This window comes from Rhodanobacter thiooxydans LCS2, from assembly GCF_000264375.1.
Classification (GTDB): Bacteria; Pseudomonadota; Gammaproteobacteria; order Xanthomonadales; family Rhodanobacteraceae; genus Rhodanobacter; species Rhodanobacter thiooxydans.
In genome coordinates this window covers 24,987-51,938 of record NZ_AJXW01000011.1, presented here as the reverse complement: position 1 = coordinate 51,938, position 26,952 = coordinate 24,987, and the positions used below count along the sequence as shown (strand labels likewise).

Here is a 26,952-nt window from a genome sequence, read left to right as displayed (position 1 = left end):
GAAAAGCTGGCAAGGTCGTCGCCAATTTCATGCTGCCAGCGCCTCCGCCACGTTGAAGCGCCCTTCGAGCAAGGCCCGGCCCAGGATCACGCCGCGCGCGCCGGCTTCACGCGCGGCACGGATGTCCTCCAGCGAGCGCACGCCGCCGGAGGCCTGCACGGCCATCGACGGAACCGTGGCGGCGAGATGGCGGTAGAGATCGAGGTTGAAGCCGGCGAGCATGCCGTCACGGTCGATGTCGGTGCACAACAGGTGGCGCGCGCCGCGCGCGGCGTACCACGGCGCCAGCTCGTCCAGCGTGCGCGCTTCGACTTCGGTCCAGCCCGCGCTGGGCAGGCTCCAGCGACCATCGAGGCGGCGCGTATCGAGCGCGAGGGTCAGCCTGTCGGCGCCGTAACTACCCAGCCAGCCAGCCACGAGTTCGGGCTCGCGGATCGCCACGCTGCCCAGCACCACGCGCTGCACGCCGGCGTCGAACAGCCGGCGCAGGTCGTCTTCACCGCGTACGCCGCCGCCGGCCTGGATCTGCATGCCATCGGCGGCGATGGCCTGGATCACCGCGAGATTGGCCAGGCTGCCCGAGCGCGCACCGTCCAGATCGACCAGGTGCAGCCAGCGCGCGCCGGCCTCGGCGTAGCCGCGCGCCTGCGCGCGCGGATCGGCGGCATAGGTGGTCTGCTGCGCGTAGTCGCCCTGCTTCAGGCGCACCACCTGGCCGCCGCGCAGGTCGATCGCGGGAATCACGTCGAAATTCATAGTTCGAGGAAGTTCTTCAACAGTCGGGCGCCGACGGCGGCAGAGCGCTCGGGATGGAACTGCATGCCATGGAAGTTGCCGTGCGCGATCACCGCCGAGAACGCGCCGCCGTAGTCGGCCGTGGCCAGGGTCCAGTCGCCGACCGGTACCGCGTAGCTGTGCACGAAATAGGCCTGGTCATCGTCGCCCAGGCCGGCCAGCAGCGGGTGCGGCCGCCGCACGGACAGTCGGTTCCAGCCCATGTGCGGCACGCGCAGGCCGGGCGCTTCGGTGAAACGACGCACCGGCGCCGGGATCAGTCCGAGGCACTCCGTGCCGCCCTCTTCCGAATGCGCGCACAACAGTTGCATGCCCAGACAAACTCCCAGCACGGGTTGTTGCAATGAACGCAGCAGCTCGACCAGTCCCAGTTCGTGCAGCCGCGCCATGCCCGGTCCGGCTGCACCCACGCCCGGCAGGATCACCTTGTCGGCGGCGCGGATGGTCGCCGCATCTGCCGTCAACGCGGCGTCCACGCCTAGGCGCTGTAAGGCGTAGCGCACCGAGCCGATGTTGGTACCGCCTGCGTCGACCAGCACCACGCTCATGCGCGCCCCTTGCTTTGCAGGAGCCCGCTCGCAGGCGATGTTTTGGACTTTGCGAATTCCGAATCTCCAAACCCGGATCCCGGCCCTGAGAGCATCGCCCGCGAGCGGGCTCCTACGGGGGATGGGAGAGACGGCATCACAGCGCGCCCTTGGTGCTGGGCAGTTCGCTGCCCTCGCGGCGAATCGCCTGGCGCAGCGTGCGCGCCACCACCTTGAAGCAGGCCTCGACCATGTGGTGAGCATTGTCGCCGCGCACGGCGAGGTGCAGGTTCGCGCCCAGCGTCTCGCACAGCGAGCGGAAGAAATGCGGCACCAGTTCGGTCGGCACCTCGCCCACGCGCTCGCGCGGGAAGCTGCCCTCGAACACGAAGAAAGGGCGGCCGGACAGGTCCAGCGCGGCACTCGCCTGCGCCTCGTCCATCGGCAGGGTGAAGCCGTAGCGGCCGATGCCACGCTTGTCGCCGAGCGCCTGCTTCAGCGCCTGGCCCAGCGCCAGCGCGCAATCCTCGATGGTGTGGTGTTCGTCGATGTGGGTGTCGCCGTCGCAGACCAGCTCCAGCGCGAAGCCGCCGTGCTTGCCGATCTGCTCCAGCATGTGGTCGAAGAAACCCAGGCCGGTGTGCGCCTGCGGCTCGGCCACCCGATCCAGGTCGACGCTGACCGTGATGCGGGTTTCCTTCGTGTTGCGCACCACCGTGGCGGTGCGCGGTGCATCCAGCAGCTGATGCGCCAGCGCCTCCCAGCTCGTGCCGAGCGGGCCGACGCGGAAGCCGCGCACGCCGAGGTTCGCCGCGAACTGCAGGTCGGTTTCGCGGTCGCCCACCATCGCCGACGTCGCCCGGCTCCAGCCGTCATCGGCGAGGTAGTGCCGCAGCATGCCGACGCCGGGCTTGCGCGTATCGAGGCCCTCGTGCGGGAAGCTGCGGTCGATCAGCATCTCGCGGAAGCGGATGCCCTGCGAGGCGAGGATGCGCAGCAGCAGTTCGTGCGGCCCGGTGAAATGCGGCTCCGGGAAACTGTCGGTGCCCAGGCCGTCCTGGTTGCTCACCATCACCAGCTCGTAGCCGGCGGCGACGAAGCGCTGCAACGCGGCGATCACGCCGGGCAGCAGGGCCAGCTTTTCGTAGCTGTCGATCTGCTCGTCGGCGGGTTCCTCGATCAGGCAGCCGTCGCGATCGACAAAAAGAATCTTGCGGCTCACGGGTTGGTTTCCTGCAGGACGGCCAGCACGCGCCCATTCTCCGCTGGCGTACCGATGGTGATGCGCAGCGCATCGCCGAGGTTGGGGTAGCGGCGCACGTCGCGCACCACGATGCCGGCGGCGAGCAGGCGCCGATAGGCCGCGCCGGCATCGTCGAAGCGCACGGCGAGGAAGTTCGCCTGTGACGGCAGCACGTCGCGCACGCCGGGCAACCGGTGCAACGCCTCGTGCATCCGCGTGCGTTCCGCGCGAACGACGGCGAGGTGTTCGCGCGCGTTCGCCTGCCCCCAACCGGACAGCGCCAGTAGCGCCGCGTCCACGCTCGGCAACGGCAGCGGATACGGCGCCATGATCCGGCGCAGCAGTGCGATCACCTCGGCGTTCGCCAGCAGGCTGCCGATGCGCACGCCGGCCAGCGCCCAAGCCTTGGACAAGGTGCGCAACACGGCGAGGTTGTCGTAGCGGTCGATCAGGTCGACCACGCTGCCTTCGTCGGCGAACTCCACATAGGCCTCGTCCACCACCAGCAGCGCGCGGCCGGCCAGCGCACGCGCCAGCCGCTCCACGTCGGTGCGCGGCACCGGCTGGCCGGTGGGATTGTTCGGCGTGCAGATGAAGACCAGCTTCACCGCCGAGGTCAGCGCGGCCAGCATCGCATCCACGTCCAGGGTGGCGTCCGTCCCCAGCGGCACCTCGACGATGCCCGCGTCCTGCACCCGTGCGCACACCGCATACATGCCGAACGTGGGCGGCTGGATCAGGATCGCATCGCGGCCCGCGTGACAGAACGCGCGCACCAGCAGGTCGATCGCCTCGTCGCTGCCGCGGCCGACCAGCAACTGTTGGCGCCGCACGCCGTAGAGTGCCGCCAATGCATCGACCAGCGCCGCGGGCTGCGGCTCGGGATAGCGATTGCAACCAAGGCCGTCGTCGCCCACCGGCGCCCACGCCGACTCGTTCGCGTTGAGGAACACCTCGCCGCCGCTGGCCTCCATCCGCGCCGAAGAATACGGCTGCATCGCGCGAATTTCCGGCCGCGCCAGGTCGAGCACACTCATGACAGGGACTCCAATGTGGCCAATCGCAAGGTCACCGCGCGGCGGTGCGCCTCCAGTTGTTCGGCCGCGGCCAGCGTCGCCGTGCAGGGGCCGATATTGCGCAATCCTTCTTCGCTGACTTCCTGCACGCTGATCTGCTTCTGGTAGCTGGCCACCGACACGCCGCTGTAGCTGCGCGCGTAGCCGTAGGTCGGCAGCACATGGTTGCTGCCGCTGCAGTAGTCGCCCACCGATTCGGGCGCCCACTGGCCGAGGAAGACCGAGCCCGCACTCTCGACGCCGTCGAGCAGCGCACGCGGTGCGGCCACCTGCAGGATCAGGTGCTCGGGCGCGTAACGGTTGCTCACTTCCACTGCCTGCGCCAGCGAGTCGACGGCGATCAGCCGGCTCTGCGCCAGTGCCTGATTGACGATCGCGCCACGCGGCAACTCGGCGCACTGCCGCTCGACCTCGGCGGCTGCCTGGTCCAGCAACCCGGCGGACGGGCTCAGCAGGATCACCTGCGAATCCGGTCCGTGCTCGGCCTGCGACAGCAGGTCGGCGGCGACGAAGACCGGATTCGCCCCGGCATCGGCGATCACCAGCACTTCGGACGGGCCGGCCGGCATGTCGATCGCGGCGCCTTCCGGATCGGACGACACCTGCAGCTTCCCTTCGGTGACCCAGGCGTTGCCGGGGCCGAACAGCTTGTCGCACTTCGGCACCGATTCCGTGCCATAGGCCATCGCGGCGATCGCCTGCGCGCCGCCCAGCTTGAACACCTTGTGCACGCCGGTAAGGCGCGCGGCGTACAGCACTGCCTCGTCGCAGCGGCCGTCGGCGCGCGCCGGCGAGCACAGCACCACTTCGCGGCAACCAGCGATGTGCGCCGGCACGCCCAGCATCAGTGCGGTCGACGGCAGCGGCGCGCTGCCGGCCGGCACGTACAGGCCGACCCGGCCGATCGGCCGCAGCATGCGCTCCACCCGTACGCCGGGCGCGGTATCCACCGCCACCGGCTGCAGCGCCGCCGCGCGATGGAACGCCTCGATGCGCGCTGCCGCTTCGCGGATCGCGGCTTTCAGGGCCGGATCGAGGGAAGCCTCGGCCGCGGCGAATTCGGTCTCGTCCACCGCGATCGCCTGCAGTGCGCAGCGGTCGTATTTCGCGCTCAGTTCGCGCAGCGCCGTGTCGCCGCCTTCGCGCACGGTGGCGATGATCTGCTCGACGCCACGGCGCAGTTCGTCGGCCCGCGACTGCGCGGGGCGCGCCAGCGCCTCGAGGCGCGCCGTCTCATCCAGGGCATTCCAGTCCAGACGTTTCATGTGAGCCTGCTCTTCATGCCAACCTGATTCATGCCAACCTGCCTCATGCCAGCATTTTCTCCACCGGCAGCACGAACATCTCGCGTGCCCCAGCCTTCTTGATCTCTTCCAGTTGCCGCCAGCTCACTTCGCCGGCGCACAGCGCCTGCAGCATCAATTGATCTGGCTGGCCGGCTACCGGCAACAGGGTCGGCTGCGGACCGCCCGGCAGCAGGCGGGTGACCGCTTCCAGCGTGTGGCGCGAGGTCTGCAGCAGCAGCAGGCGCGACTCGCGCACCTGGATCACCCCATCCAGTCGTTTCAGCAGCAATTCCAGCAGGTCGCCGCGCTCGTCCGCCGGCAGCGCCTGCGGCCCGGCCAGCACGGCTTCGCTGTGCAGCAGCACGTCGGCTTCGCGCAACTGGTTCGCCACCAGGGTGCCACCGCTCTGCACCAGGTCGCAGATCGCGTCGGCGGTGCCTAGCTTCGGCGCAATCTCGACCGAACCGGCCAGGGTCACCACGCCGGCCTCGACGCCCTGCGCCTGCAGCCATTCACCGAGCAGGCCCGGGTACGAGGTGGCGATGCGCCGGCCCTGCAGTTGCTGTGGACTTTGATAGTCCAGTTCCTGTGGCACCGCGATCGACAGCCGACAACGGCCGAAGCCGAGCGGGCGCAGTTCGCCGAGCGGTTCGGCGTCGCGCCCCGCGGTGAGCTGGAACTCGGTCAGCACGTTGCGCCCAACGATGCCAAGGTCACACACGCCTTGCGCAATCAGGCCGGGGATATCGTCGTCGCGCACCAGCAGCAGATCCACCGGCTCGCCCTCGCCGAAGCAGAACAGCTTGTCGCGGCTCTGCCGGAAAGTGAGCCCGCAGCGGGCCAGCAGATCCAATGCCGGCTCGGTGAGCCGACCGGATTTCTGCATCGCGACGCGCAAGCGGTCGCGCGGCTTCATGCCTTCTTCCTCGCGACCTGCGCCTGCCGCCGCGCCGCGCGGGCCGCCGCGGCCATGTAACCGCCGTTGCCCTGGTTGAGATAGCGCGCCACCCGCCCGATGGTGGTGATGCTGACCGCGGTGCGCTCGTGAATCTCACGATACGGCACGCCGTCCAGCAACAGCGGCACCACGCGCCAGCGATCCACCATCACCTCCAGCTCCGCCGGCGTGCACAGATCGCCGAGAAAGGCGGCCATTTCCTCCGCGTTCTTCAGCGACAGCAGCGCCTCGTACAGGCTTTGCGCGGCGGCATTCACGGCAGTTGCGTCAGGTGATCTACGTTTCATAATGTACTAATGCGTTAATACAATGGCGCAAAGCATAGCTGTCATGATGCGCTGCGGCAAGCCCCGGATGCCGGCGGTCGTCATGGCGCCGACATCGTGACGCAAGGCCCATCTCTGGTATTGACGCACGCCACAAGACCCAATATGTTGTGCCCGTCGGTACCCCGGCCGCTTGCGGCAGCCGGGTTGAAAAGGGAATCCGGTGTGAATCCGGAGCTGCCCCGCAGCGGTAAGCGGAAACGAACTGCCTTACAGGCACTGGGCGCACAGCACCCGGGAAGCGAGGCACAGTAGGTGGGCCAAGGCCCGCGTCCGCAAAGTCCGAAGACCTGCCGACACATCGGGCCGAACGTCCGGTGCGGGTGACCGCTTCCGCGGGGGAGCGCGTCGCGAATCGGGCGCCCTGCCCGGTCGCGCGCGCTTGCCTTGCCAAGCCCAACCCTCTTGGCCCTGCGCGCGGGAGCAGGCAACTGGTCAAGAAGCCGCCTCTCGGCTTCCCTTCGGGGAACGCACATGCCACACCTCATGCTCACCTTGCGCCGCACGCGCCCGGGCGCGCGCCACCACGCTGACACGTCACGCCGCAGCCAGGCCCGTCCCCCCGACTGACGGTGCTCCACCGTATCCCTTCATCATCACTGGCCCGCCACCTCGGTGCGCCGGTCATGCCTGCCTGTGCTTCAAAGGAGGACACCCCTCATGCTGGAAACCATCATCAAGCGCGACGGCCGCGTCGAGCCGTTCACTCCGTCCAAGCTCAACCAGTGGGGCGAATGGGCCGCGCAAACCCTGGGCGACGCGGTGGACTGGCCTTCGGTTGTGCTGGAAGCGGTGGCCGGTTTGTCCGGCACGTCCAGCACGCGCGAGCTGCAGCAACAACTCATCAAGACCTGCCTGCACTTCGACACCTGGTCGTACAACCGTATGGCCGGGCGGCTCTACGCCACCTTGATCCGCAAGAATCTGTACGGCCGCGATCGCCCCAGCGTGCAGGCGCTGCACCGCAAGCTGCAGCAGCTCGGCTACATGGAATTGCTGGATTACTCCGCGGCGGAATACGCGCAGGTGGAGGCGATCATCGACCACGAGCGCGATTTCGCCTACGCGCATTACCAGCTGCACACCCACCTCACCAAGTACGCCATCGCCGACCGCGTCAACGGCGTCTACCATGAGACGCCGCAGTTCATCTACATGCGCATGGCGATGGCGCTGGCGGTGGATCAGCCGCGCGCGCGCCGCATGCACGACGTGGAACGCCTCTACGAACACCTGTCGCTGAACCGCATCAACGCGCCCACGCCCAACCATGTGAACCTGGGCACGCCGCTGCGTGGTTACGCCAGCTGCTGCCTGTACACCACCGGCGACAACGCGCGCTCCATCGCGGTGGGCAACCACATCGCCAACACCATGACCTACATGTCCGCCGGCATCGGCGCGCACATGCAGACGCGCTCGCTGAACGACCCGGTACGCGGCGGCGTGATCCGCCACCAGGGCAAGCTGCCGTATTACCGCGCCCTGGTGGCCGAGGTGAAATCCAACCTGCAGAACGGCCGCGGCGGCGCCTGCACCAGCTACTTCTCGATCTTCGACCCGGAAGTGGATGCTCTGCTGCGGCTGAAGAACCCGATGTCCACCGCCGACCGGAAGATCCGCGGCATGGACTACTCCTGGGGCGGCAACCGCTTCTTCGCGCGCAAGGTGGCCTTGAACGAGGACGTGTTCCTGTTCAACTGCTACACCGCGCCCGACCTGCAGGAGGCGCTGTACAGCGGCGATGAGACGCGTTTCGAGGCGCTGTACCGGAAGTACGAGGCGGACACGGGCTTCAGCAAGACCTTTGTCAGCGCGCGCGAACTGCTCATCACCGCCAGCAACGAATGGAACGAGACCGGGCGCATCTACGAGCACAACATCGCCGAGATGAACCGGCATACGCCGTTCAAGGACACCATCTACAGCTCCAACCTGTGCTCGGAAATCGCCCTGCCCACGGCACCGTACAACCACATCCTCGAACTGTATGCGCAGCACGACATCTCCTTCGTCACCTTCGAGACGGAGGCCGGCGACACGCGCCGCATCGAGGGCGGCGAGCGCATCGCCACCGCACGCGGCGAACTGTGGCCCGAGGATCTCGCCGTGGGCGACGTGGTCGATGGCGCCCGCGTCGAGCGCATCGCCCAGCGCTCCTCGCCCGAGGTGGCCACCTGCAACCTCGCCGGCATCTGCGTGGACAACATCGACTCGGAAGATCAATACGCCGAAGTGGCCTATTACGCGCTGCTCATGATCGACAAATGCATCCACCTCGCGCACTACGAGCTGCCGCAGGTGGGCGTGACCTCGCGTCGGCGCCTGAATGCCGGCGTGGGCATCCTCGGCCTGGCCCACCTGATGGCGAAAAACCGCCAGCGCTACACGACGCCCGAAGGCAAGGCCTTCATCCACGCCGTGGCCGAGCGGCACTACTACCACCTCCTGCGCGCCAGCCTGCGGCTGGGCCAGGAACTGGGCAACGCGCCGTGGATGCACAAGACGCGCTGGCCCGAAGGCTGGCTGCCGCTGGACACCTGCAACCGCAACGTCGACAAGCTCGGCGACTTCCGCATGCATTACGACTGGGAGGCGTTGCGCGCGGAGATCAAGGCCAATGGCGGTATCCGCAATTCGGTACTGGTGGCGCACATGCCCACCGAAACCAGCGCCAACGCCTCGGGCACCACCAACGGGCTCTATCCCGTGCGCGAGCTCACCCTGATCAAGACCGACAACCACCGGGTGAACTACTGGGCCGCGCCCGAGGGCGACAGCATCGGCGAGTGGTACCAGTCGGCCTGGGACATTCCCGCACGCGACCTCACCGAGATGTACGCCATCGTGCAGAAGTGGACCGACCAGGGCATCTCGGCCGACTTCTATCGCCGCGTAATCGGCGACGACTGCATCGAATCCAGCGAGATGATCGAGAACTACCTCTACCGCGTGAAGCTGGGGCTGAAGTCCAAGTACTACATGAACCAGAAGACCTCCAACGGCATGCAGGAGGTCGCGGCAACCACCGCGACCAGCGCCGTCGACGAGAAGGACAGCGATTGCGAGGCATGCACTTTGTGAAGCAGTGGCGGCTTCGACCCGTCCGTGCGGACGAAGCCGCTCCCGCAACAACAGCCACCACCGCACACACCGCCACGAGAACGCCATGACCGACAACATTTTCAACTACGCCAAGACCGACTACGCCAAGCCCTCGCTGTTCCTGGGCCAGAAGCCTGGCTTGTTCGACACCATCAACCGCCACTACCCCGACATCTGGCGCCTGTACAAGGCACAGAAATCGCTGGACTGGGACGAGAACGAGTTCGACTACTCCTCCTGCAACGCCGACTTCAAATCCTGCTCGCGCGCCACTTGGGAAATGATGATCAAGACCCTGGCCTGGCAATGGGAAGCCGACAGCGTGGCGTCGCGCGCCATCGCCCCGGTGCTGGCGCCCTTCATCACCTCCAGCGAGCTGTGGGCCTGCTGGCAGCGCATCTCCGACAACGAGGTGATCCACGCCGCCACTTATTCTGAGATCGTGCGCAACTCCTTCGATGACCCGGGCGCCATCATCGAGGAGATCCTGCGCGTGGAGCAGGCGCACGCGCGGCTGGAGCGCGTGGCCAAGGCCTTCGCCGACGGCTACCGCGCCTCGCACCGGTACGCGCTGGGCCGGCTGCCCGACGACCAGGCCACCTACAACACCGTGTTCATGACGGTGGTGGCGCTGTTCTGCATGGAGCGCATCCAGTTCATGGCGAGCTTCGCCGTCACCTTCGCCATCTGCGACACCGGCCTGTTCCAGCCCATCGGCAAGGCGATCCAGAAGATCGCCCAGGACGAGCTGGAAATCCACGCCGAGCTGGATCGTGCCGTGCTGGCCAACGAGCTTGCCACCGAGCGCGGCCAGCGCGCCTTCCGCGAATGCCGCGATGCGATCGAGGCGCTGATCGAGGAAGTGGTGGACAGCGAGCTCACCTGGATCGCCTACCTGTTCGACGAGGGCCGTGAGCTGGTCGGCATGAACCCCGAACGCCTGTCGGCATGGACGCTGTACTGCGCCAAGGACGTCTACCAGACGCTGGGCCTGACCACCACGAAATACGCCCTGCCCGGCGCCAATCCGCTCAAGTACATGGAGAAGTGGCTGAACATCTCCAAGACCCAGGCCTCGCCGCAGGAACAGGACATCGCCGCCTACAAGGTAGGCGTGATGCGCCGCACCGACAAGAACCTGATCTTCGACGCCGACTTCTGAAGGAGCCTCCATGCAAGTCATCATCTACGGTCGCGACCACTGCGCGAGCTGCGACAAGACCAAGCTGCTGTGCCAGATGAAATCCATCACCTTCCAGTACCACAACGTGGGCACCGACATCAGCGTGGACGAGTTGCGCAGCAAGGTGGGCCAGCGCACCACCAGCCTGCCGCAGATCTTCCTGGCCGAAGGCGACACGATCCGCTACGTGGGCGGCTACGACGAGTTGCGCAGCGCCCTGCAACGCATGCATTGAGAGACCGTAAATTCTTCAACCTCTCAGCCCGGCCATGGCGAGGGCATGGCGAGGGCATGGATTGCCCGAGTTGAGGCAATGCAGGAGCAATTGCCCGATGCCCGAGTTGAGGCGACGCAGGAGCAGTTGCCCGATGCCCGAGTTGAGGCAATGCAGGGAGCAACTGCCCGATACCCGGTCGGGAGTCAGTCACGAAATGACTGGGTCGCGCAAACGCGTGCGAAAAAGCTCGCCAGGAGCAAACCTGTACAACCGCAGCTGACCCGTACGGCGGGCCGCAAGGATGCCGCACGCACGTGCGCCGGGCACGCCGATGAAACATTCCGCACGACGCGGAGTTTTTCGCCGGTGCTGGCCACAGGCCAACAAAAACCCCGCCGAGGCGGGGTTCTGGTCGGCTGCAACCGGCGAAGGAATCAGGCCGACTTCTTCTTCGGCGCGGCCTTCTTGGCAGCGGCTGGCTTGGTCACGGTCGGCTTGGCGCCAACCACGGCCGGCACCACGCTGTGCGCACGGGTGTTGCCGTAGCTGCCACGATAGGTCTTGCCGCGACGGGTCTTGCGATCGCCCTTGCCCATGGGGAACTCCTTGATTTATTGGATGAACGGCCTGCCATCATAGCAGTGTCCGGTGCCGCGCGGGATAGTCAGGGCCGGCCGTGCCCGGCGCAGTCTTCGCCGGCGTCGAGGCACTTGCCGGGATCGATCTGCACGGTCACATGCTGGATCCCGAAACGCTCCAGCAGCATCCGCTTGATCGCCTGCAGGGCCTGCGCATCGTCCGCACGCTCGTCCAGTTCGGCATGCACGGTGGCCATGCGCGACCCCGAGGCCAGCTGCCACACGTGCAGGTGGTGGATGTCGCAGATGCCCGGTGCCGCCGTGCGCAGCAAGGCTTCCACCGCACGGGTGTCGACGCCTTCGGGTACGCCTTCGAGAAGGATGTGCGCGGACCTGCGCAGCAACCGCCAGGCGCCGCCCAGGATCAGCAGCGAAACCAGCAGCGAAAGCACCGGGTCGGCCCACAGCCAGCCGAACCAGCGGATCGCCAGCGCCGCCAGCACCGCCGCCAGCGAACCGAGCAGGTCGCCCAGCACATGCAGGCTGGCGCCGGCCAGGTTGACGTCGTCGTGCGCATGTCCGTGCAGGGTGCGCAACACCAGCGCATTCACCAGCAGGCCCGCGATCGCCACGGCCAGCATGATTCCGGACAGGATCTCCCCGGGATGCAGCAGCCGCGCGACGGCCTCGTAGACGATCCAGCCGACCAGCACGAACTGGCCCAGCGCATTGACGAACCCGGCCAGCACCTCCATCCGGCCATAGCCGTAACTGCGCCGTGCGTCGGCCGGCCTGCTCGCCATCCGCGCGCCGACGACCGCCAGCAGCAGGGCCAGCGCGTCGACCACCATGTGCCCGGCATCGGCCAGCAAGGCCAGCGAACCGGACCACACGCCACCAGCCGCCTCGACTGCCATCATCAAGACGGTCAACACGAACGCGAACAGCAGCTTGCGACTGCGCCCGTCGGACGCGACCGCCAATTCGTGCGCGTGTTCGTGGTCGTGCGGGTGGTCGTGCCGATGGGCGTGCGCGGTGTTCATGCACACATGCTAGGAACAGCCGCCGCCGTTACACAATCACCAGCGGGTCCGCTGCGACTCAGTGCGCGCACTGCGGGCCGTGCACGTGCGCACCGTTGCTGCGGCTGTCCAGCCGCAGATTGACGAAATGCGCAGCGGCCAGCAGCAGGCCGCCACTGGTCACCATCACGCTGTGCAGGATCGGCGTGGAGCCGTCGATATAGATGATGCCGAGCAGCAGCAAGGCCAGCCCCGGCGCAGCGAGTCGCAATGGCAAGGCGCGCTGGTGCCGGCGATAACCGCGGACCAGGACGAACGAGGCCAGCACGCAGGCAAACAGCACGAACACGCGCTCGAAGCGATGGTCGGCCAGGAATTCCAGGCCTAGCAGCGGCAGCAGCGCGATCACGAAGGGCAGCAGCGCGCAGTGGATCGCACACAGGAAAGATGCCGTCGCACCGACGCGATCGGCGGCATGCCACCAGCGGAATTTGTTCGCCTGCTCGGAGTCCATCGTCGTGCCCGGCACCGCCAGAGGTGGCGGCTCAGTATCCGGCCGGATGCGATGTTACATTATAACATTACCAAATGCCATACCCGGCAGTCGCCGGTTCAGTCCTTGCGGCAATGCCGGCAGGTGCCATGGACTTCCAGCGTCTGCGCCTGCGGGCGGAAGCCGAACGCCCTGGCCTGCGCCTCGATCAGCTCGGCGACCCGCTCGTCGCAGACCTCCTGGGCGCTGGCGCAGGTATCGCAGATCAGGAACGGCACCTGATGCGCCTCGGCCGGGTGGTGGCAGGAGACGAACGCATTGATGGATTCCAGCTTGTGGATGAAACCGTTCTCGAGCAGGAAATCAAGCGCGCGGTAGACCGTCGGCGGCGCCGCATTGCCGTGCTTCTCGCGCAGCTGGTCAAGCAGGTCGTAGGCCTTGACCGGCTTGTGTGCGGTCGCGATCAGCTCCAGCACTTCCTTGCGCAGCGGGGTCAGGCGCAGGCCGCGCTCCTCGCTGGCATGCTCCACGGCGCGCACGAAACCTTTCGCGTCGTGATGATGCGGGTGGCTCGGGTGCGGGTTGCGGGCGGTGTCGTGGTTCAATCGGTTCACCTCGTACTGGATCATACACTGCACCCGTCGCGCCGGCGGCAGGCGTCAGCGCGGCAAAGGCGGCGGCCGATGCGGCGGTTCGCGGCGCGGCCGCAGCAGGAGCACGATCCAGCCGATCGGCCCCAGCACCCACGCCCACACGATCCCTTCGAACAGGCGGCCGCGCCACGAGCCGAGCAGCGCACCCACCGCGACGAACAGCAGGCTCCACCAGAACATGGCGGCCCACGGCAGCATGTTCAACAGGTTGAAGAAGATCTGCCAGAACGCGCCAGGCGCGTCGGGGTCGACGCCATGGGTGGCCCGGGCCAGCAGTTCGTCCATGCCGGCTTCAGCGCGTCATCGGCATGGCCGCAGGCTCATCCCCGCGCCACGGCCACCGCGGCAGCGAGGCGCTTGAGCGCCTCGGCGCGGCCGGCCAGGTAGATCGTGTGCTCGATCGAGGGCGAGACCTGGGTGCCGGTCATCGCCACCCGCAGCGGCTGGGCGACCTTGCCCATGCCCAACTCCAGCTTCGCGGCGATCTGCTCGATGACCTGGTGGATCGGCTCCGGCTTCCACTCGCAGCCGGCCAGCAGCGCTGTCGCGGCGTCGAGCACGGCGACCGCGCTGTCGTTCTTCAGGTGCTTGGCCACCGCCTTGTCGTCCCACTCGACGATGGGGCCATACCAGATCTTCGCGCGCTCGGCCATTTCCTTCAGCGTGTGCACGCGGTCGCGCAGCGCCACGATCACGTCGACCGGCGCCGGACCCGCGCTGAAGTCGATGCCGGCACGCTGAAGGTGCCACTCGAACTCGGCGGCGATCGACTGCGGCTCGTCGGTCTTCAGGTAGTGCTGGTTGAGCCAGGCCAGCTTCTCGGTGTCGAAGCGCGAGGCGGCCTTGTTGACGTCGGCGACGTCGAACAGCGCGATCATCTCCTCGCGCGAGAAGATCTCCTGGTCGCCGTGCGACCAGCCCAGCCGCACCAGGTAGTTCAGGATCGCGTGCGGCAGGAAGCCGTCGGCGCGGTACTCCATCACGCTGACCGAGTTGGTGCGCTTGGAGAGCTTCTTGCCTTCCTTGTCCAGGATCATCGGCAGGTGCGCGAACTCCGGCACCGGGGCCCCCAGCGCGTGGTAGATGTTGATCTGCCGCGGCGTGTTGTTGACGTGGTCGTCACCGCGGATCACCTCGGTGATGCCCATGTCGATGTCGTCGACCACCACCGCGAAGTTGTAGGTGGGCCAGCCGTCGGAGCGGAAGATCACCAGGTCGTCCAGCTCGCTGTTGGCCCACTCGATGCGGCCCTTCACCTTGTCGTCGAACACCACCGAACCTTCCGTCGGGTTGCGGAAGCGGATCACGCGATTTGGATCTTCACGAAAAGGTTCGTTGCGGTCGCGGTAGTGGCCGTTGTAGCGCGGCTTCTCGCCCGCCTTCATGGCCGCCTCGCGCATCGCCTCGATCTCGTCCTTGCTCTCGTAGGCGTAGTAGGCCTTGCCGGCAGCGACCAGCTCGTCGGCGACCTGTTTGTAACGCGTCAACCGCTGGGTCTGGTAGAACGGGCCTTCATCGGCGTCGAGATCGAGCCAGTGCATGGCGTCGAGGATCGCCTGCACGGCCTCCTCGGTGGAGCGCTCGCGGTCGGTGTCCTCGATGCGCAGGATGAACTGGCCGCCGCGACGACGCGCCTCCAGCCAGCAATACAGCGCGGTGCGCGCCCCGCCGATGTGCAGGAAGCCGGTGGGACTGGGGGCGAAGCGGGTGCGGACGGTCATGGGATTCGTGGCGATGGATGAAACGCCGATTTTAGCCGATGACCGGCCGCACGTTTACGGGTGACCGGGAATCTCGCAGGTCCACTGCCGGCAGATTTCCACGTTCGGATTCGACGCGAACGGATCGAGCTCCCTGGAGCCCCACCGACCCTACCGCAGCGGCGCCATGGCGGCGGACCGGTCGCCATCATCGATCCGCGGCAAGTCGTCAGCCTCTCGCGGAGCCGGCAGCAGCACGTACCTCACCTGGAATACGGGCCGGTGCGAAGGCAACTGTGCCTGCGCCTGTGCCTGCGCCTGCGCCTGTGCGTGTGCCTGCGCGGACGCAGCCTGCGGCGCGGGAACGCCGGCCCACGCCGCGGCCGGCAAGGTCAACGCCTGGATGAACAGCGTGCGTTTCATCGTCCACCTCCGACGGAGGAATTCGGTCCGGCTCGCCTTCGATAGTACGCTCACCGCGCCCGCCGCCGTCATCCGGCCATGGAGTGCAGACATGGAATCCCATCGACCAGGCCACCGTCTTGCCCTGCCCGCCCTCGCCACCCTAGTGGCGCTCGCCTCGCCCGTCGCAGCACGTGCCGACGGCAACCCCGGTTACGATCGCCCCGGCCTCGGCTTCGCCCCCGCCGTGCTGCAGGCGGGCGACGTCAGCTGGGAACAGGGGCTACCCGATGCCAGCCGCGACCGCAAGGACGGCGTCACCAGCACCCAATACGGCGCCGATACGCTGCTGCGACTCGGTCTTGGCAGATCAGTCGAACTGCAGCTCGGCGGCTCGCCCTACAACTACCTGCGGCAGACCGGCACAGGCGCGCACTACCGCAGCCACGGCCGCGGCGACAGCACACTCGGGATGAAATTCGCCCTGCCCGCGTCCGGCGCCTTCAGCTGGGGCCTGCTGGGCAACGTGGAATTCACTGACGGCGCGCGGGATTTCCGCAACCCGCGCCGCCAGTACCTGTTCGGCGCCGACTTCAACTGGCAGTGGAGTGCGCACAACACCGCCGCGCTGTACCTGGAGAACGTGCGCAGCGGCGGCCGCGACAGCCACCTGCTCGCCGCCAACGACGGCTACGCGCTCACGCCCACGCTCAACGGCTTCATCGAGATCGCGCTGCAGGACGACACCGATGGCGGCCACGGCAGCCGCGCAGGCGCCGGGCTGGCATGGATGCTCACGCCACACGTGCAAGTGGACGCCAGCGCGCGCCACCGCATCGGCGGCCACGCCCCCGAGTGGGAGGCGGGCCTGGGGGTATCGGCGTACTTCGGCCACTGAGTGCGCGGCCGAAGCGGAAGCTCACTTCACGTGCACGGTGATCCGCTTCGACACTACGGCCGGCCCGAACGGCACGTGGTTCTGGTCGCCCAGTTCCAGCTGCAGCGTGTGCGTGCCCGGCTTCAGCTTCAACGTGGTCTCGGTCTGGCCGCCGCCGAAATGAATGTGCTGTTCGTCCTTCGGAATCGGCTGGCCGGCGGGCGGCAGCTCCTTTACGTCGACCAGCAGGTGGTGGTGACCGGTGTGTTCCTTGGCCACGCCGGCCGGCGCCACGCCCATGCCCTTGAGGCCAAAGCGCACGGTGACGTCCTGGCCCACGGTGGCGCCGTTGGCGGGCGTGATGATGTACACCTCGGCACCGGCAGGAGCCGGCGTGACCGGCAGGCCGGCCGGCGCATCGGTGGCCAGCGCAGCGCCAGTCAGTCCAGCCAGGGTCAGGGCAAGCAGGATGCGTTTCATCGAAAGGTCTCCAGGTGCGGGAAGAACGACCGAGTGTAAGCGCAGCGTCATGCGCTGGCCATGCCAGCGCAACGCCGCAGCGCGAAGCTGCGCACAGCCAGCACGGGCATTCTCATGCGCATCGGCATCGTCAGCGAGACCTATCCACCGGAAATCAACGGCGTCGCGCTGACCGTGCACAGCCTCGCCGCCGGGCTCGCCGCCCGCGGCCACTGCATCGACCTGATCCGGCCGCGCCAGCCGCAGTCGCACGGCGACGAATCCGGCATCGACGTGCTCGAACTGCGCGGCGGCGCGCTGCCTCGCTACCCGGGCCTGCGCTTCGGCCTGCCCGCCGGCCGCACGCTGCGGCGGCACTGGTCGCGGCAGCGTCCCGATGCGGTCTATGTGGCCACCGAAGGACCGCTCGGCTGGTCGGCCGTGCGCGCTGCCAGGCAGCTTGGCATTCCGCTCAGCAGCGGTTTCCACACCCGCTTCGACAGCTACGCCAGCCATTACGGCGTGGGCCTGCTCACGCCACTGGTGCGCGGCTACCTGCGTCGTTTCCACCAGCGCGCCGTCGCCACCCTGGTGCCGACCGATGCGCTCGCACAGGAACTGCACGCCATGGGCATCACCAATACGCGCCTGCTGCGCCGCGCCGTGGATACGCAGCTGTTCCATCCGAACCACCGCGACATGGCCTTGCGTGCCGACTGGGGCGTGGACGCTGCCACGCCGGTGGTGCTGTACGTGGGGCGCATCGCGCCGGAGAAGAATCTGGAACTGGCGGTACGAACCTTTCGCACGATCCAGCAGCAGGTGCCGGGGGCGCGCTACGTGTGGGTCGGCGACGGTCCGGCCCGCGACGCGTTGCAGGCCGCCAACCCGGACTTCATCTTCGCGGGCGTGCAACGCGGCGAGGCGCTGGCGCGGCACTACGCCAGTGCCGACCTGTTCCCGTTCCCCAGCCTCAGCGAGACCTTCGGTAACGTGATCATCGAGGCGCTGGCCGCCGGCCTGCCGGTGGTGGCGTACGCTGAAGGCGCCGCACGCGAGCACTTGGTCGACGGCGTCAACGGTTGCTGTATTGCCACCGGCGATGAGGCGGCCTTCATCGACGCCACGTCACGGCTGGCCAGCAACCCGGCGCTGATCCGGCACATGGGTCGCGCGGCGCATGCCGGCGTGGCGGGGCTGTCGCCCGAATCGGTGATCCGCGATTTCGAAAACCTGCTGCGCGAAATGGCCGAGGAGAACCTGCATGAACACGCCTCCGTCGCTGCCCACCTCTGAACTCCTGCCCGGACCGCGCTTCGCACTGGATCGCCGCGTCTGCGTGATCGCCAACCACTGGGGCGCCCGTCGCGTGGTGGGTGCATGCTTCGGCATGATCAGCCGGCTCGGCGACGGCATGTTCTGGTACGCGTTGATGGCGGCGCTGGCGGCGGTCGGCGGCCAGCGCGGGCTGATCGCGGCCATGCACATGGCGGTCACCGGACTCGCCGCGCTGCTGCTGTACCGCGTGCTGAAGCGCTGGACGCGTCGCCCGCGTCCGTATCGCGCCTGCCCCGGCGTGATCGCCCACGTGCCGCCGCTGGACGAGTTCAGCTTTCCGTCCGGCCATACCTTGCAGGCGGTGGGCTTCAGCATCGTGGCGCTCGCCTGGTATCCGATGCTGGCGCCGCTGCTGCTGGGCTTCACCGCGCTGGTCGCCGCCTCGCGGGTGATCCTCGGCCTGCACTACCCGAGCGATGTGCTCGCCGCCATCGTGATCGGCGGTGTGCTCGGCGGCGCCTCGCTATGGCTGGCCGGCCTGTCCGGCTGAGCAGATCCTGCGCACGCCGTCGGCCGTGTCTTTGCGCTCAAGCAGATAGCGCACTTGTCCACAGGCTTTACCGCGCGCGCTCCACAATCGCTGTGGAAAACCAGTGCCGCACACCGCGTCGTCATGCGCAACTCGTGACCAGCGCGTAGCAAGTGCTTGATGGAGCAACGGCGAAGTCGGCTTGTCCACAGGCTTTGCCGGAACGCTTCCACAGCAGCTGTGGAAAACTCGATTGCGCAAACGACGATGCCGCCCACAGGCGGCATCGCATCATCGCAGGCAGCTCGCCCGCTCAGGCCGCACGCGGCGCCTTCATCAGGATGCCGAGCAGGTCGGCCAGCTTGTCGCGCATCTCGCGGCGGTCGACGATCAGGTCGATCGCGCCGTGCTCGAGCAGGAACTCCGAACGCTGGAAACCCTCCGGCAAGGTCTCGCGCACGGTCTGCTCGATCACGCGCGGGCCGGCGAAGCCGATCAGCGCCTTCGGCTCACCGATGTTGATGTCGCCGAGCATCGCCAGGCTGGCCGAGACGCCGCCGGTGGTCGGGTTGGTCAGCACGCTGATGTACGGCACGCCAGCATCGCGCAGGCGCGCCAGCGCAGCGGAGGTCTTGGCCATCTGCATCAGCGAGAACAGCGCCTCCTGCATGCGCGCGCCGCCGGTGGCGGAGAAGCACACCAGCGCGCTCCTGTCGGCCAGCGCACGCTCGGCGGCGCGGGCGAATTTCTCGCCGACCACCGAACCCATCGAGCCGCCCATGTAGGCGAACTCGAACGCCGTCGCCATCAGCGGACGGCCCTTGAGCCGGCCGCTCATGGCGACCATCGCGTCCTTCTCGCCGAGCTTCTTCTGGGTGGCGACGATGCGGTCGCGGTATTTCTTGGTATCGCGGAACTTCAGCGGATCGGTCGGCTCCAGGCTGGCCCACAGTTCCTGCGCGGAACCTTCATCCAGCAATGCGCCCAATCGCGCACGCGCACTGATGTAGTGGTGATGGCCGCACTTGGGGCAGACCATCAGGTTGCGCTCCAGCTCCGGCTTGTACAGCACGGTGCCGCAGCCGCCGCACTTCTCCCACACGCCTTCGGGCACCGAACCCTTGCCGCCATTTGGACTCTGCGGGCGGGTGCGCGGGTTCATGATTTTCTGCAGCCAGTTCATTGCATCACCCCACCGTTCATGCGCGCCACCCTGGGCAGCGTATTGTTCAATGCGCGTCGAGCGCGCTGCGGATCGGCGCGAGAAACGCGCGTACCCGCCCAGCAATGTCATCGGCACCCGTCGCGCCGGCCAGCTTGTCCACCAGCGCGCTGCCGATCACCACCGCATCGGCAAAACCGGCGATCGCCTTTGCGCTCGCTGCATCGCGGATGCCGAAACCGACCGCCACCGGCGCCTTCGCACGGGCGCGGATATCGGCAACGCGTACCGCGATGTCGCCGGTGCTCAAGTGTGCCGCACCGGTGATGCCGGCAAACGAGACATAGTACAGGAAACCCTCGGCCGAACCGCACAGCTGCGCCATACGCGAGGGTTCGGTGGTGGGCGCGGCGAGCAGGATCTGCTGCAGCCCGGCGTCGCGCAGCGGCTGCAGCACGGCGGATTCCTCCAGCGGGCAATCGACCAGCAGCACGCCGTCGACGCCGGCCTGCGCGGCCTCCTGCGCGAAGCGCGCGTAGCCGTGGATCTCGACCGGATTCAGATAACCCATCAGCACGATCGGCGTATCCGCATCGCGCTGGCGGAACGCGGCGACCCAACCCAGCACGTCGGCCAGGCCCACGCCCTTCGCGATCGCCCGCTCGCTGGCGTGCTGGATCACCGGGCCGTCGGCCATCGGGTCGGAGAACGGCACGCCCAGCTCGATCAGGTCGGCGCCGGCGTCAACCAACGCATGCATCAACCCCACCATGTGCTGCGGCGAAGGGTCGCCGGCGGTGACGAACGGGATCAGGCCGGTGCGACTGGCAGCCTTCAGTGCAGCGAAGCGACGGTCGATACGGCTCATACCTCGACTCCTTCGCGCGCGGCGATCGTGTGCACGTCCTTGTCGCCGCGGCCGGAGAGATTGCAGAGCACGATGCCGTCCTGCGGATACTCGCGCGCCAGCTTGATCGCCTGCGCCACCGCGTGGCTGGATTCCAGCGCGGCCAGGATGCCTTCGGTGCGCGCCAGCAGGTGGAACGCGGCCAGCGTCTCGTCGTCGGTGATGCCGACATAGGTAGCGCGACCGGCGTCCTTCAAGAACGCATGCTCGGGGCCGACGCCGGGATAGTCCAGGCCGGCCGAGACCGAGTGCGTCTCGGTGATCTGGCCGTTGTCGTCGCACAGTACGTAGGTGCGGTTGCCGTGCAGCACGCCGGGACGGCCGGCGGCCAGCGAGGCCGCGTGATGGCCTGTCGCCAGACCCAAGCCCGCCGCTTCGGCGCCCACGATGCGCACGCCGGCGTCGTTGAGGAAGGCATGGAACAGGCCGATCGCGTTCGAGCCGCCGCCGACGCAGGCGGTCAGCACGTCGGGCAGGCGACCATACTCTTCGAGCATCTGCGCGCGCGCCTCGCGGCCGACGATGGCGTTGAAGTCGCGCACCATCAGCGGGTACGGATGCGGCCCGGCGACGGTGCCGATGATGTAGAAGGTGTCGGCGACGTTGGTGACCCAGTCGCGCATCGCCTCGTTCAACGCGTCCTTCAGCGTCTTCGAGCCGGAGGTCACCGGCACCACCTCGGCGCCGAGCAGCTTCATGCGGTAGACATTGATCTTCTGCCGCTCGATGTCCACCGCGCCCATGTAGACCACGCACTTCAGGCCCAGCCGTGCCGCCACCGTGGCGCTGGCCACGCCGTGCTGGCCGGCGCCGGTCTCAGCGATGATGCGGGTCTTGCCCATGTTGCGTGCGACCAGCGCCTGGCCCACGGTGTTGTTGATCTTGTGCGCGCCGGTATGGTTGAGGTCTTCGCGCTTGAACAGGATGCGCGCGCCACCGACGTGCTTCGACAGCCGCTCGGCGTGGTAGATCGGGCTGGGCCGGCCGACGTAGTGCTTCAGGTCGCGGTCGAGTTCGGCGATGAAGACCGGATCCTCGCGCAGGCGCAGGTAGGCTTCGGTCAGTTCGGCCAGCGGCGCCATCAGCGTCTCAGCCACGTAGCTGCCGCCATAGTTGCCGAAGCGGCCGTGCGCGTCGGGGTAAGCGTTGTAGTCCACGATCTTGCTCATCTCGTCACTCTGGGAAGGGCATGCCGCACTGCGGCAAGCAGCCATCTTAGCGGCAAGCCCGGCCGAACGGGGTCACAGGTAACGGCGGATGGAGGCCCTGACCTCGGCCAGTTGCCCGGGCGTGAGCGGGCCGAGGATTCCGCGCCGGCCGGCGGGCAAGTGTGCGGCGGGATCCTCGTCGCCGAATACGTAGTAGTCCAGCAGTTCCCTCCACGCCGCCCGTTCCGCCGGCGGCAGCGAGCGGAAGGCGAGGATGCAGTGCATCAGGCAGCCCAGCGCCGTGCCTGGCGCATGACCGGCCGCAATCACCGGCCGCCACCAGTAGTTCACCAGCGCGTTGATCCGCTGCAGGGATTCCACGTGGTGCCACCACATGGGCGGAATGTAGATCGCATCCCCGGGATGCAGCTCCGCCACCTGCGCCTCGGCCAGCGCCAGTTTCAGGCGGGGAAAGCGCGGATCGTCGGGGCGGTCGAGCCTGGCGATGCCGATCGCCGCGCCGGTAGGCGCGAAATCCAGCGGCCCGACGTACAGGTTGCGCGCCTGTTCCGGCGCGAACAGGGTGAAGCGCCGGACGCCGCATGCCACGCAGGCGACGTTGTGGTATTCGTCGAAATGCACCGGCGTGGTGACCCGGTTGCCGATCCAGATGCGCGGCTGGATGCTGCGGTCGAGGAAGGGAATGGCGTGATCGTCCAGCAATCCCGGCAGGCAGTCGGCGATCAGCGCGCTCTGCATCGCCAGCCCCGGTGCCTCCGGCTGGCGACTGTACTGTGCCAGCCGCTGCAGGCCCTGGCCGATCGAGACGCGGTGGTGCTCGTAGTTGAAGCCGTCGAACGCCGCGTTGTAGCCGACCACCCCGCCCTCGCCCGGCGGCAGCAGCAGCGCGTCGACCTCGCTGCCGTTGTCCAGCCGCGCCAGCTCGCGGGCGAACGCGTCGTCCGACTGCCGCGCCCAGGCCACCATCGGCCAGTCGCGGCAAAGGCCGCGGATCACCAGCGGGCGGGCGCGACCGACCAGGTCGGCAAGGGCGGGCGAACCGTCGCCATCGCGGCATTCCTCGATGGCGGCCGCAGCGCCGCTCACGCCGCATCCACCGCGCGCACCGCGCGGATGAAGGCTTCCAGCCGCGCCGGGTCCTTGATCCCCGCTGCCGACTCCACCCCGCTGGCCACGTCCACCGCCCACGGCCGCGCCTTACGCACGGCCTCGCCCACGTTGCCGGCGTGCAGGCCGCCGGCGAGGATTAACGGTTGCTCCAGGCCATCCGGCAGCAGCGACCAGTCGAACGTTCTGCCGCTGCCGCCGGCCTCGCCGGCCGCATGGCCATCCAGCAGCAGGCCGGAGGCGTGCGGATACGCCTGCAACCGAGACAACGCCGTCGCGCCCTCGCCCATCGCAATCGCCTTGAGGAACGGATGGCCGAACTGCGCGCACCAGGCGTCGCTCTCGTTGCCGTGAAACTGCAGCCAAGTGGGCCGCACGGCGTCGAGCACCTGCTGCACCAGCGCTGCCTCGTCGTCCATGAACAGGGCGACGGTGGCCACGAACGGCGGCAGCACTGCCACGATCTCGCGTGCCTGCGCCAGCGTCACCTGCCGCTTGCTGCGTGCGGTGAACACCAGGCCGATCGCATCGGCGCCGAGCCGCGCGGCGAGCAGCGCGTCGCCGACCCGGGTCATGCCGCAGCACTTGATGCGGGTCACTGGCTCACCTCGCCCGGCAGGCCCCAGTACGGCTCGTAGCGCGGGCCGATGAAGGTCAGCCCCGTGGCCGGCGCGGTCGGTCCAGCCACTTGGCGGTCACGGCCGGCCAGCAGTTCGGCCATCCATGCGACCGGTTGCTCGTCGCGGCCGATCAGCAGCAGCGAGCCGACGATATTGCGCACCATATGGTGCAGGAACGCGTTCGCCTCGATGTCGACGAATACCTGCTCGCCCTCGCGCCGCACGCTCACCGCCAGCACGCTGCGGCGCGGGTGCGCGGCCTGGCAGGACAGCGCGCGGAACGCGCTGAAATCGTGCTCGCCAAGCAGCGCCTGCGCGGCTTCGTGCATGCGCGCGGCATCCAGCGGCAGGCGCTCCCAGGTGACGTAGCGCGCATCCAGCGCCGCCCGCACCGGCCGGTTGAGAAGGTGGTAGCGGTAGCGCCGGCTGCGCGCTGCGTAGCGCGCGTGGAAACTGTCCGGCACCGGCTGCGCCCACAGCACCGCCACGCTGGGCGGCAGGTTGGAACACGCGCCGAGCACCCAGCCGCGCATGTCGCGGCGCGCCTCGCTGTCGAAGTGCACCACCTGGCAGCGGCCATGCACGCCGGCGTCGGTGCGCCCTGCGCAGCTGACTTCGACCGGATGGTCGGCCACCTTCGACAACGCTTCCTCCAGCACACCCTGCACGCTGACATCGACCTTCAGGCGCTGCCAGCCGCTGAAATCGGTACCGTCGTATTCGATGCCCAGGGCAATGCGCATGGAGTCGTGCAGGGGTTCGCTGAAAGAAGAAAGATTAGCAGGCCACAACGCATCGGGCCGGCAAAAGCCGGCCCGATGCGTTCCGCGCGATGCTGCCCGCGGCTCAGTGCAGGCTGTCGAGCAGGCGCTTGGCGACGTCCTTCTGCATCTGGCTGCCCTCCTTGACCACCTCGCCCAGCATGGCGCGGGCGCCTTCGGCATCGCCCATGTCGATGTAGGCACGGGCCAGGTCGAGCTTGGTGTCCACCGGGTCGTCGCTGAACTCGCCCAGGTCATGGCCAGCGTCCGTCGCCAGCGGCACGCTGTCGTCTTCCTCGAAGTGCCAGCTCGACACCGGCTCGGCGGGCGCGGGCCGGCTCGATGCCAGTGGCGCGACCACGGTGGTGTCGTCCGCCGCCGGCGGCGGTGTCGATGCCGGGCGCGCCGCCGCTTCGCCAGCTGTCCGGGTGAGATCGAAGTTGAAGTTGTATTCGCTGACGGGCTTGGGCCCGCTCGGCGGCAGCGGCGGCATTGTGGAGACCACCGTGGGCGCATCGCCCTTGTCGGCATAGTCGTCGATGTTGAACGCGCCACGCGCTTCGGCCTCGCCGGACAACGCCGGCTCGGCGTGATGGTCGAACAGCGGGTGGCCCGGCGCCAGGTCCTCGCCCATGTGCAGCACGTCCTGCCACTCGTCCTGCTCTGGATCGACGATATGGGCGTGCATCGCCTCGGCCGCCGCCTCGAAATGCTCGACGTCGCGGCGGGAGTAGTACAGGGTGACCAGTTCCAGGTGCAGGCTGATGTCATCGGGATGTTCGGCCAGCTGGTCGAGCAGTTCGTCCTGGTCGACATCGCCGCCGGGAAGATCCTGAGCGGAGGCGGCGGACGAACCGAAACGGTCGGCCAGCGACGGCGGCGCCTTCGACGCCTCGGTGGCCGGCTTGCGCCGACGACCCAGCATGGCCAGCAGGATCAGCAGCACGACCGCACCGCCCGCGGCCGCCCAGGCCCAGGTCTGCATGTACCACGGCCGTTCCAGCGGCGCCGGCATGTGGGCAGGAGCCGTGGTGGCCGGCTTCTCCACCGGCTTGGTCGCCGCCGAGGTCGCAATCGGCGTGGTCACCAAGGTGCTGGCGTGCGCCGGGGCGCTGGCCGGACTGGAGGCAGCCGCCGGCGACGACGCCGTAGCGGCCGCAACGGGCGCCGCGGCCACACTGGCGGCCGTGCTGGCGGTGGCGGTGGCGGTTTCCAGCTTCTCCACAGGCGCCGCGGGCACGGCGCCCGTGGCCTTCGTGTTGCTGGCGGTGCCCGCCGGCGCTGCAGCCGCAGGCTGATTGGCCGCCTTGCGTGCGGCGGCCAGCTTGGCCTGCAGCCCGGCGATCTCGTTGTCCTTCAGCGACAGCAGGCGCTCGTTCTTGCTGTTGATGTCCGCCAGGTCCTTCACGCGGGCCTTCAGATCCGTAATCTGCTGCTGCAGGCTGGCCAGGCTCTCCTTGGTGCGCAGCAGCTCCTGGCGCGCGCCATTGCCGGCCGCGCCACCGCCCTGCGAGCCGGCGCCGGTGTTCGCCTTGGCCGGCATCAGGGCCAACCGGTCGCCAGTGTCGGGCGCACCGGTCGACGCACCGGCATTGGACGTGCGGGTGGCGGCGTTGGCCACGACCGCCGGCTTGCCCGGAGTCCCGGCGCGCCAGTCGCTGTTCTGCCGGCGCACTTCGGCGACGGCGGCGGCGATCGTCATGGCCTGCGCCTCGGCCGAGGTCGGCACGCGCAGCACCACGCCGGTCTTCAGCGCATTGATGTTGTTGCGGTAGAACGCATTCGGGTTGGCCTGCTGCAGCGCCAGCATCATCTGCTGCACGTCGACGCCGGACGGGGTCACGCTGCGCGCAATGCCGGACAGCGTCTGGCCACGCTCGACCGGAGCGGTCTGGCCGTTGCCTGCCTCGGCGGTCGCGGGAGCGGGCGCCGGCTTCGCCGCAGCCGCCTTGACGGGCTTCGCCGGGGCAGCCGCCTTCGTCGCCGGAGCCTCCGCCGCCGCCTTGGCCGGCCGTGTCACCTTCTGGTGCTGCGCGGACGGTGTTGGGGTGGTCGCGACGGGCGCCGCTTGGGAACTATTCGGCGGATCGAGCAGGATCGCGTACTCGCGTACGCTCTTGCCGGCCTTGCCGTTCACTTCGATCAACAGGTCGAGGAAGGGGTCGTCCACCGGCGTGCTGCTGGTGATGCGGATCACCGGTTGCCCGGCGCCGGCAGTGGCCACGCTGAAATGCAGCGGGACCGCGGTACGCCCGCCAACGATGCCGGCACGCGCGAATTCCTCGCTGGAAGCCAGCTGGACGGTGAGCCCCTGCAACTCCGCCGGGCTTTCGGGATGCAGCGGAATCTCGGCCAGCAGCGGCTGTCCCAGCGCCGATTTGACCTGGATCTGACCAAGGTCCACAGCCATGACCTGGCTGCTGCCCAGTGCCAGCGCGATCAGCATCGACAACTTCAACGAACGATTCATTGCATGTTCCCCCGAACGATCCTGGCGCGACTCTTTATTTGTTCATGGC

At 68.1% G+C, this 26,952-nt stretch carries 28 protein-coding genes and 1 riboswitch; of the genes, 6 read left to right on the top strand and 22 right to left on the bottom strand.

Features of this window, described 5'->3' with window-relative positions; translation table 11 throughout:
• Nucleotides 1-27: 27 nt before the first annotated feature.
• The 7 genes from hisA to UUA_RS03340 all read right to left on the bottom strand — a co-directional run bounded on the left by hisA (nucleotide 28) and on the right by UUA_RS03340 (nucleotide 6,172).
• Complete coding sequence (hisA, locus tag UUA_RS03370) at nucleotides 28-756, bottom strand: 1-(5-phosphoribosyl)-5-[(5-phosphoribosylamino)methylideneamino]imidazole-4-carboxamide isomerase (RefSeq protein ID WP_008434274.1); 729 nt, start codon at nucleotides 754-756, stop codon at nucleotides 28-30.
• Complete coding sequence (gene hisH, locus UUA_RS03365; protein WP_008434273.1) at nucleotides 753-1,343, bottom strand: imidazole glycerol phosphate synthase subunit HisH; 591 nt, start codon at nucleotides 1,341-1,343, stop codon at nucleotides 753-755. Before hisH ends, hisA begins: the two co-directional genes overlap by 4 nt.
• Nucleotides 1,344-1,479: 136 nt before the next feature.
• Nucleotides 1,480-2,544, bottom strand: coding sequence for a bifunctional histidinol-phosphatase/imidazoleglycerol-phosphate dehydratase HisB (gene hisB, locus UUA_RS03360; RefSeq protein WP_008434271.1), 1,065 nt, complete (start codon nucleotides 2,542-2,544; stop codon nucleotides 1,480-1,482).
• Entirely contained in the window at nucleotides 2,541-3,602 is a 1,062-nt protein-coding gene (gene hisC / locus UUA_RS03355) for a histidinol-phosphate transaminase (protein WP_008434270.1), read from the bottom strand. Before hisC ends, hisB begins: the two co-directional genes overlap by 4 nt.
• The gene (gene hisD / locus UUA_RS03350) at nucleotides 3,599-4,906 is read right to left on the bottom strand and encodes a histidinol dehydrogenase (RefSeq protein ID WP_008434268.1); all 1,308 of its coding nucleotides are present in this window, start codon (nucleotides 4,904-4,906) and stop codon (nucleotides 3,599-3,601) included. Before hisD ends, hisC begins: the two co-directional genes overlap by 4 nt.
• 43 nt (nucleotides 4,907-4,949) lie before the next feature.
• Nucleotides 4,950-5,843: an ATP phosphoribosyltransferase gene (gene hisG, locus UUA_RS03345; protein WP_008434267.1), complete on the bottom strand. Its 894-nt coding sequence runs from the start codon at nucleotides 5,841-5,843 to the stop codon at nucleotides 4,950-4,952.
• Nucleotides 5,840-6,172 carry a YerC/YecD family TrpR-related protein gene (locus UUA_RS03340; protein ID WP_039953479.1) on the bottom strand — a complete coding sequence of 111 codons (333 nt, stop codon included), beginning with the start codon at nucleotides 6,170-6,172 and terminating at the stop codon, nucleotides 5,840-5,842. Before UUA_RS03340 ends, hisG begins: the two co-directional genes overlap by 4 nt.
• Nucleotides 6,173-6,312: 140 nt before the next feature.
• Nucleotides 6,313-6,523, top strand: a riboswitch (cobalamin riboswitch).
• Between the two features lie 348 nt (nucleotides 6,524-6,871).
• On the opposite strand from UUA_RS03340, the gene UUA_RS03335 reads away from it, so the two are divergent.
• From UUA_RS03335 to UUA_RS03325, 3 genes are all read left to right on the top strand, one after another.
• Nucleotides 6,872-9,295 carry a ribonucleoside-diphosphate reductase subunit alpha gene (locus tag UUA_RS03335; protein WP_008434264.1) on the top strand — a complete coding sequence of 808 codons (2,424 nt, stop codon included), beginning with the start codon at nucleotides 6,872-6,874 and terminating at the stop codon, nucleotides 9,293-9,295.
• Nucleotides 9,296-9,380: 85 nt separating this feature from the next.
• Nucleotides 9,381-10,478: a ribonucleotide-diphosphate reductase subunit beta gene (locus UUA_RS03330; protein ID WP_008434263.1), complete on the top strand. Its 1,098-nt coding sequence runs from the start codon at nucleotides 9,381-9,383 to the stop codon at nucleotides 10,476-10,478.
• A gap of 10 nt (nucleotides 10,479-10,488) precedes the next feature.
• Nucleotides 10,489-10,734, top strand: a complete 246-nt coding sequence (locus UUA_RS03325; protein ID WP_008434261.1) for a glutaredoxin family protein — start codon at nucleotides 10,489-10,491, stop codon at nucleotides 10,732-10,734.
• A gap of 416 nt (nucleotides 10,735-11,150) precedes the next feature.
• Here the strand turns inward: UUA_RS03325 and UUA_RS18720 are convergent, their stop codons facing one another.
• From UUA_RS18720 to UUA_RS03295, 7 genes are all read right to left on the bottom strand, one after another.
• On the bottom strand, nucleotides 11,151-11,312 hold the full coding sequence (locus UUA_RS18720; protein WP_008434260.1) for a 30S ribosomal protein THX: 162 nt from the start codon (nucleotides 11,310-11,312) through the stop codon (nucleotides 11,151-11,153).
• Nucleotides 11,313-11,380: 68 nt separating this feature from the next.
• Nucleotides 11,381-12,337, bottom strand: a complete 957-nt coding sequence (locus UUA_RS03320) for a cation diffusion facilitator family transporter (RefSeq protein WP_008434259.1) — start codon at nucleotides 12,335-12,337, stop codon at nucleotides 11,381-11,383.
• Nucleotides 12,338-12,395: 58 nt separating this feature from the next.
• Nucleotides 12,396-12,830, bottom strand: coding sequence for a MerC domain-containing protein (locus tag UUA_RS03315; RefSeq protein WP_008434257.1), 435 nt, complete (start codon nucleotides 12,828-12,830; stop codon nucleotides 12,396-12,398).
• A 98-nt stretch (nucleotides 12,831-12,928) separates the two neighbouring features.
• On the bottom strand, nucleotides 12,929-13,438 hold the full coding sequence (locus UUA_RS03310; RefSeq protein WP_008434255.1) for a transcriptional repressor: 510 nt from the start codon (nucleotides 13,436-13,438) through the stop codon (nucleotides 12,929-12,931).
• Between the two features lie 30 nt (nucleotides 13,439-13,468).
• The gene (locus UUA_RS03305) at nucleotides 13,469-13,747 is read right to left on the bottom strand and encodes a hypothetical protein (RefSeq protein WP_008434253.1); all 279 of its coding nucleotides are present in this window, start codon (nucleotides 13,745-13,747) and stop codon (nucleotides 13,469-13,471) included.
• A gap of 35 nt (nucleotides 13,748-13,782) precedes the next feature.
• Nucleotides 13,783-15,183: a glutamate--tRNA ligase gene (gene gltX, locus UUA_RS03300; RefSeq protein ID WP_008434251.1), complete on the bottom strand. Its 1,401-nt coding sequence runs from the start codon at nucleotides 15,181-15,183 to the stop codon at nucleotides 13,783-13,785.
• A gap of 150 nt (nucleotides 15,184-15,333) precedes the next feature.
• Entirely contained in the window at nucleotides 15,334-15,585 is a 252-nt protein-coding gene (locus UUA_RS03295; protein ID WP_153022905.1) for a hypothetical protein, read from the bottom strand.
• Between the two features lie 91 nt (nucleotides 15,586-15,676).
• On the opposite strand from UUA_RS03295, the gene UUA_RS03290 reads away from it, so the two are divergent.
• Nucleotides 15,677-16,462: a transporter gene (locus tag UUA_RS03290; RefSeq protein WP_008434247.1), complete on the top strand. Its 786-nt coding sequence runs from the start codon at nucleotides 15,677-15,679 to the stop codon at nucleotides 16,460-16,462.
• A gap of 21 nt (nucleotides 16,463-16,483) precedes the next feature.
• Here UUA_RS03290 and UUA_RS03285 read toward each other — a convergent pair whose 3' ends face one another.
• On the bottom strand, nucleotides 16,484-16,921 hold the full coding sequence (locus UUA_RS03285) for a DUF4399 domain-containing protein (protein ID WP_008434245.1): 438 nt from the start codon (nucleotides 16,919-16,921) through the stop codon (nucleotides 16,484-16,486).
• A 114-nt stretch (nucleotides 16,922-17,035) separates the two neighbouring features.
• On the opposite strand from UUA_RS03285, the gene UUA_RS03280 reads away from it, so the two are divergent.
• Nucleotides 17,036-18,196, top strand: coding sequence for a glycosyltransferase family 4 protein (locus UUA_RS03280; RefSeq protein WP_039953486.1), 1,161 nt, complete (start codon nucleotides 17,036-17,038; stop codon nucleotides 18,194-18,196).
• Nucleotides 18,165-18,728 (top strand): phosphatase PAP2 family protein, encoded by a 564-nt coding sequence (locus UUA_RS03275; RefSeq protein WP_008434243.1) that lies wholly within the window; start codon nucleotides 18,165-18,167, stop codon nucleotides 18,726-18,728. Before UUA_RS03280 ends, UUA_RS03275 begins: the two co-directional genes overlap by 32 nt.
• 292 nt (nucleotides 18,729-19,020) lie before the next feature.
• Here the strand turns inward: UUA_RS03275 and accD are convergent, their stop codons facing one another.
• The 7 genes from accD to UUA_RS03240 form a co-directional block, all read right to left on the bottom strand.
• Nucleotides 19,021-19,890, bottom strand: a complete 870-nt coding sequence (gene accD, locus UUA_RS03270; protein WP_008434241.1) for an acetyl-CoA carboxylase, carboxyltransferase subunit beta — start codon at nucleotides 19,888-19,890, stop codon at nucleotides 19,021-19,023.
• A gap of 46 nt (nucleotides 19,891-19,936) precedes the next feature.
• Nucleotides 19,937-20,737, bottom strand: coding sequence for a tryptophan synthase subunit alpha (gene trpA, locus UUA_RS03265; protein ID WP_008434240.1), 801 nt, complete (start codon nucleotides 20,735-20,737; stop codon nucleotides 19,937-19,939).
• Nucleotides 20,734-21,945, bottom strand: a complete 1,212-nt coding sequence (gene trpB / locus UUA_RS03260; RefSeq protein WP_008434239.1) for a tryptophan synthase subunit beta — start codon at nucleotides 21,943-21,945, stop codon at nucleotides 20,734-20,736. Before trpB ends, trpA begins: the two co-directional genes overlap by 4 nt.
• Nucleotides 21,946-22,017: 72 nt before the next feature.
• Nucleotides 22,018-23,031 carry a cupin-like domain-containing protein gene (locus UUA_RS03255; protein ID WP_008434237.1) on the bottom strand — a complete coding sequence of 338 codons (1,014 nt, stop codon included), beginning with the start codon at nucleotides 23,029-23,031 and terminating at the stop codon, nucleotides 22,018-22,020.
• Entirely contained in the window at nucleotides 23,028-23,651 is a 624-nt protein-coding gene (locus tag UUA_RS03250) for a phosphoribosylanthranilate isomerase (RefSeq protein WP_039953476.1), read from the bottom strand. Before UUA_RS03250 ends, UUA_RS03255 begins: the two co-directional genes overlap by 4 nt.
• Nucleotides 23,648-24,415 carry a tRNA pseudouridine(38-40) synthase TruA gene (gene truA / locus UUA_RS03245; protein ID WP_008434235.1) on the bottom strand — a complete coding sequence of 256 codons (768 nt, stop codon included), beginning with the start codon at nucleotides 24,413-24,415 and terminating at the stop codon, nucleotides 23,648-23,650. Before truA ends, UUA_RS03250 begins: the two co-directional genes overlap by 4 nt.
• A 103-nt stretch (nucleotides 24,416-24,518) precedes the next feature.
• On the bottom strand, nucleotides 24,519-26,903 hold the full coding sequence (locus UUA_RS03240) for a motility hub landmark protein FimV (RefSeq protein WP_008434227.1): 2,385 nt from the start codon (nucleotides 26,901-26,903) through the stop codon (nucleotides 24,519-24,521).
• Between the last annotated feature and the right edge of the window lie 49 nt (nucleotides 26,904-26,952).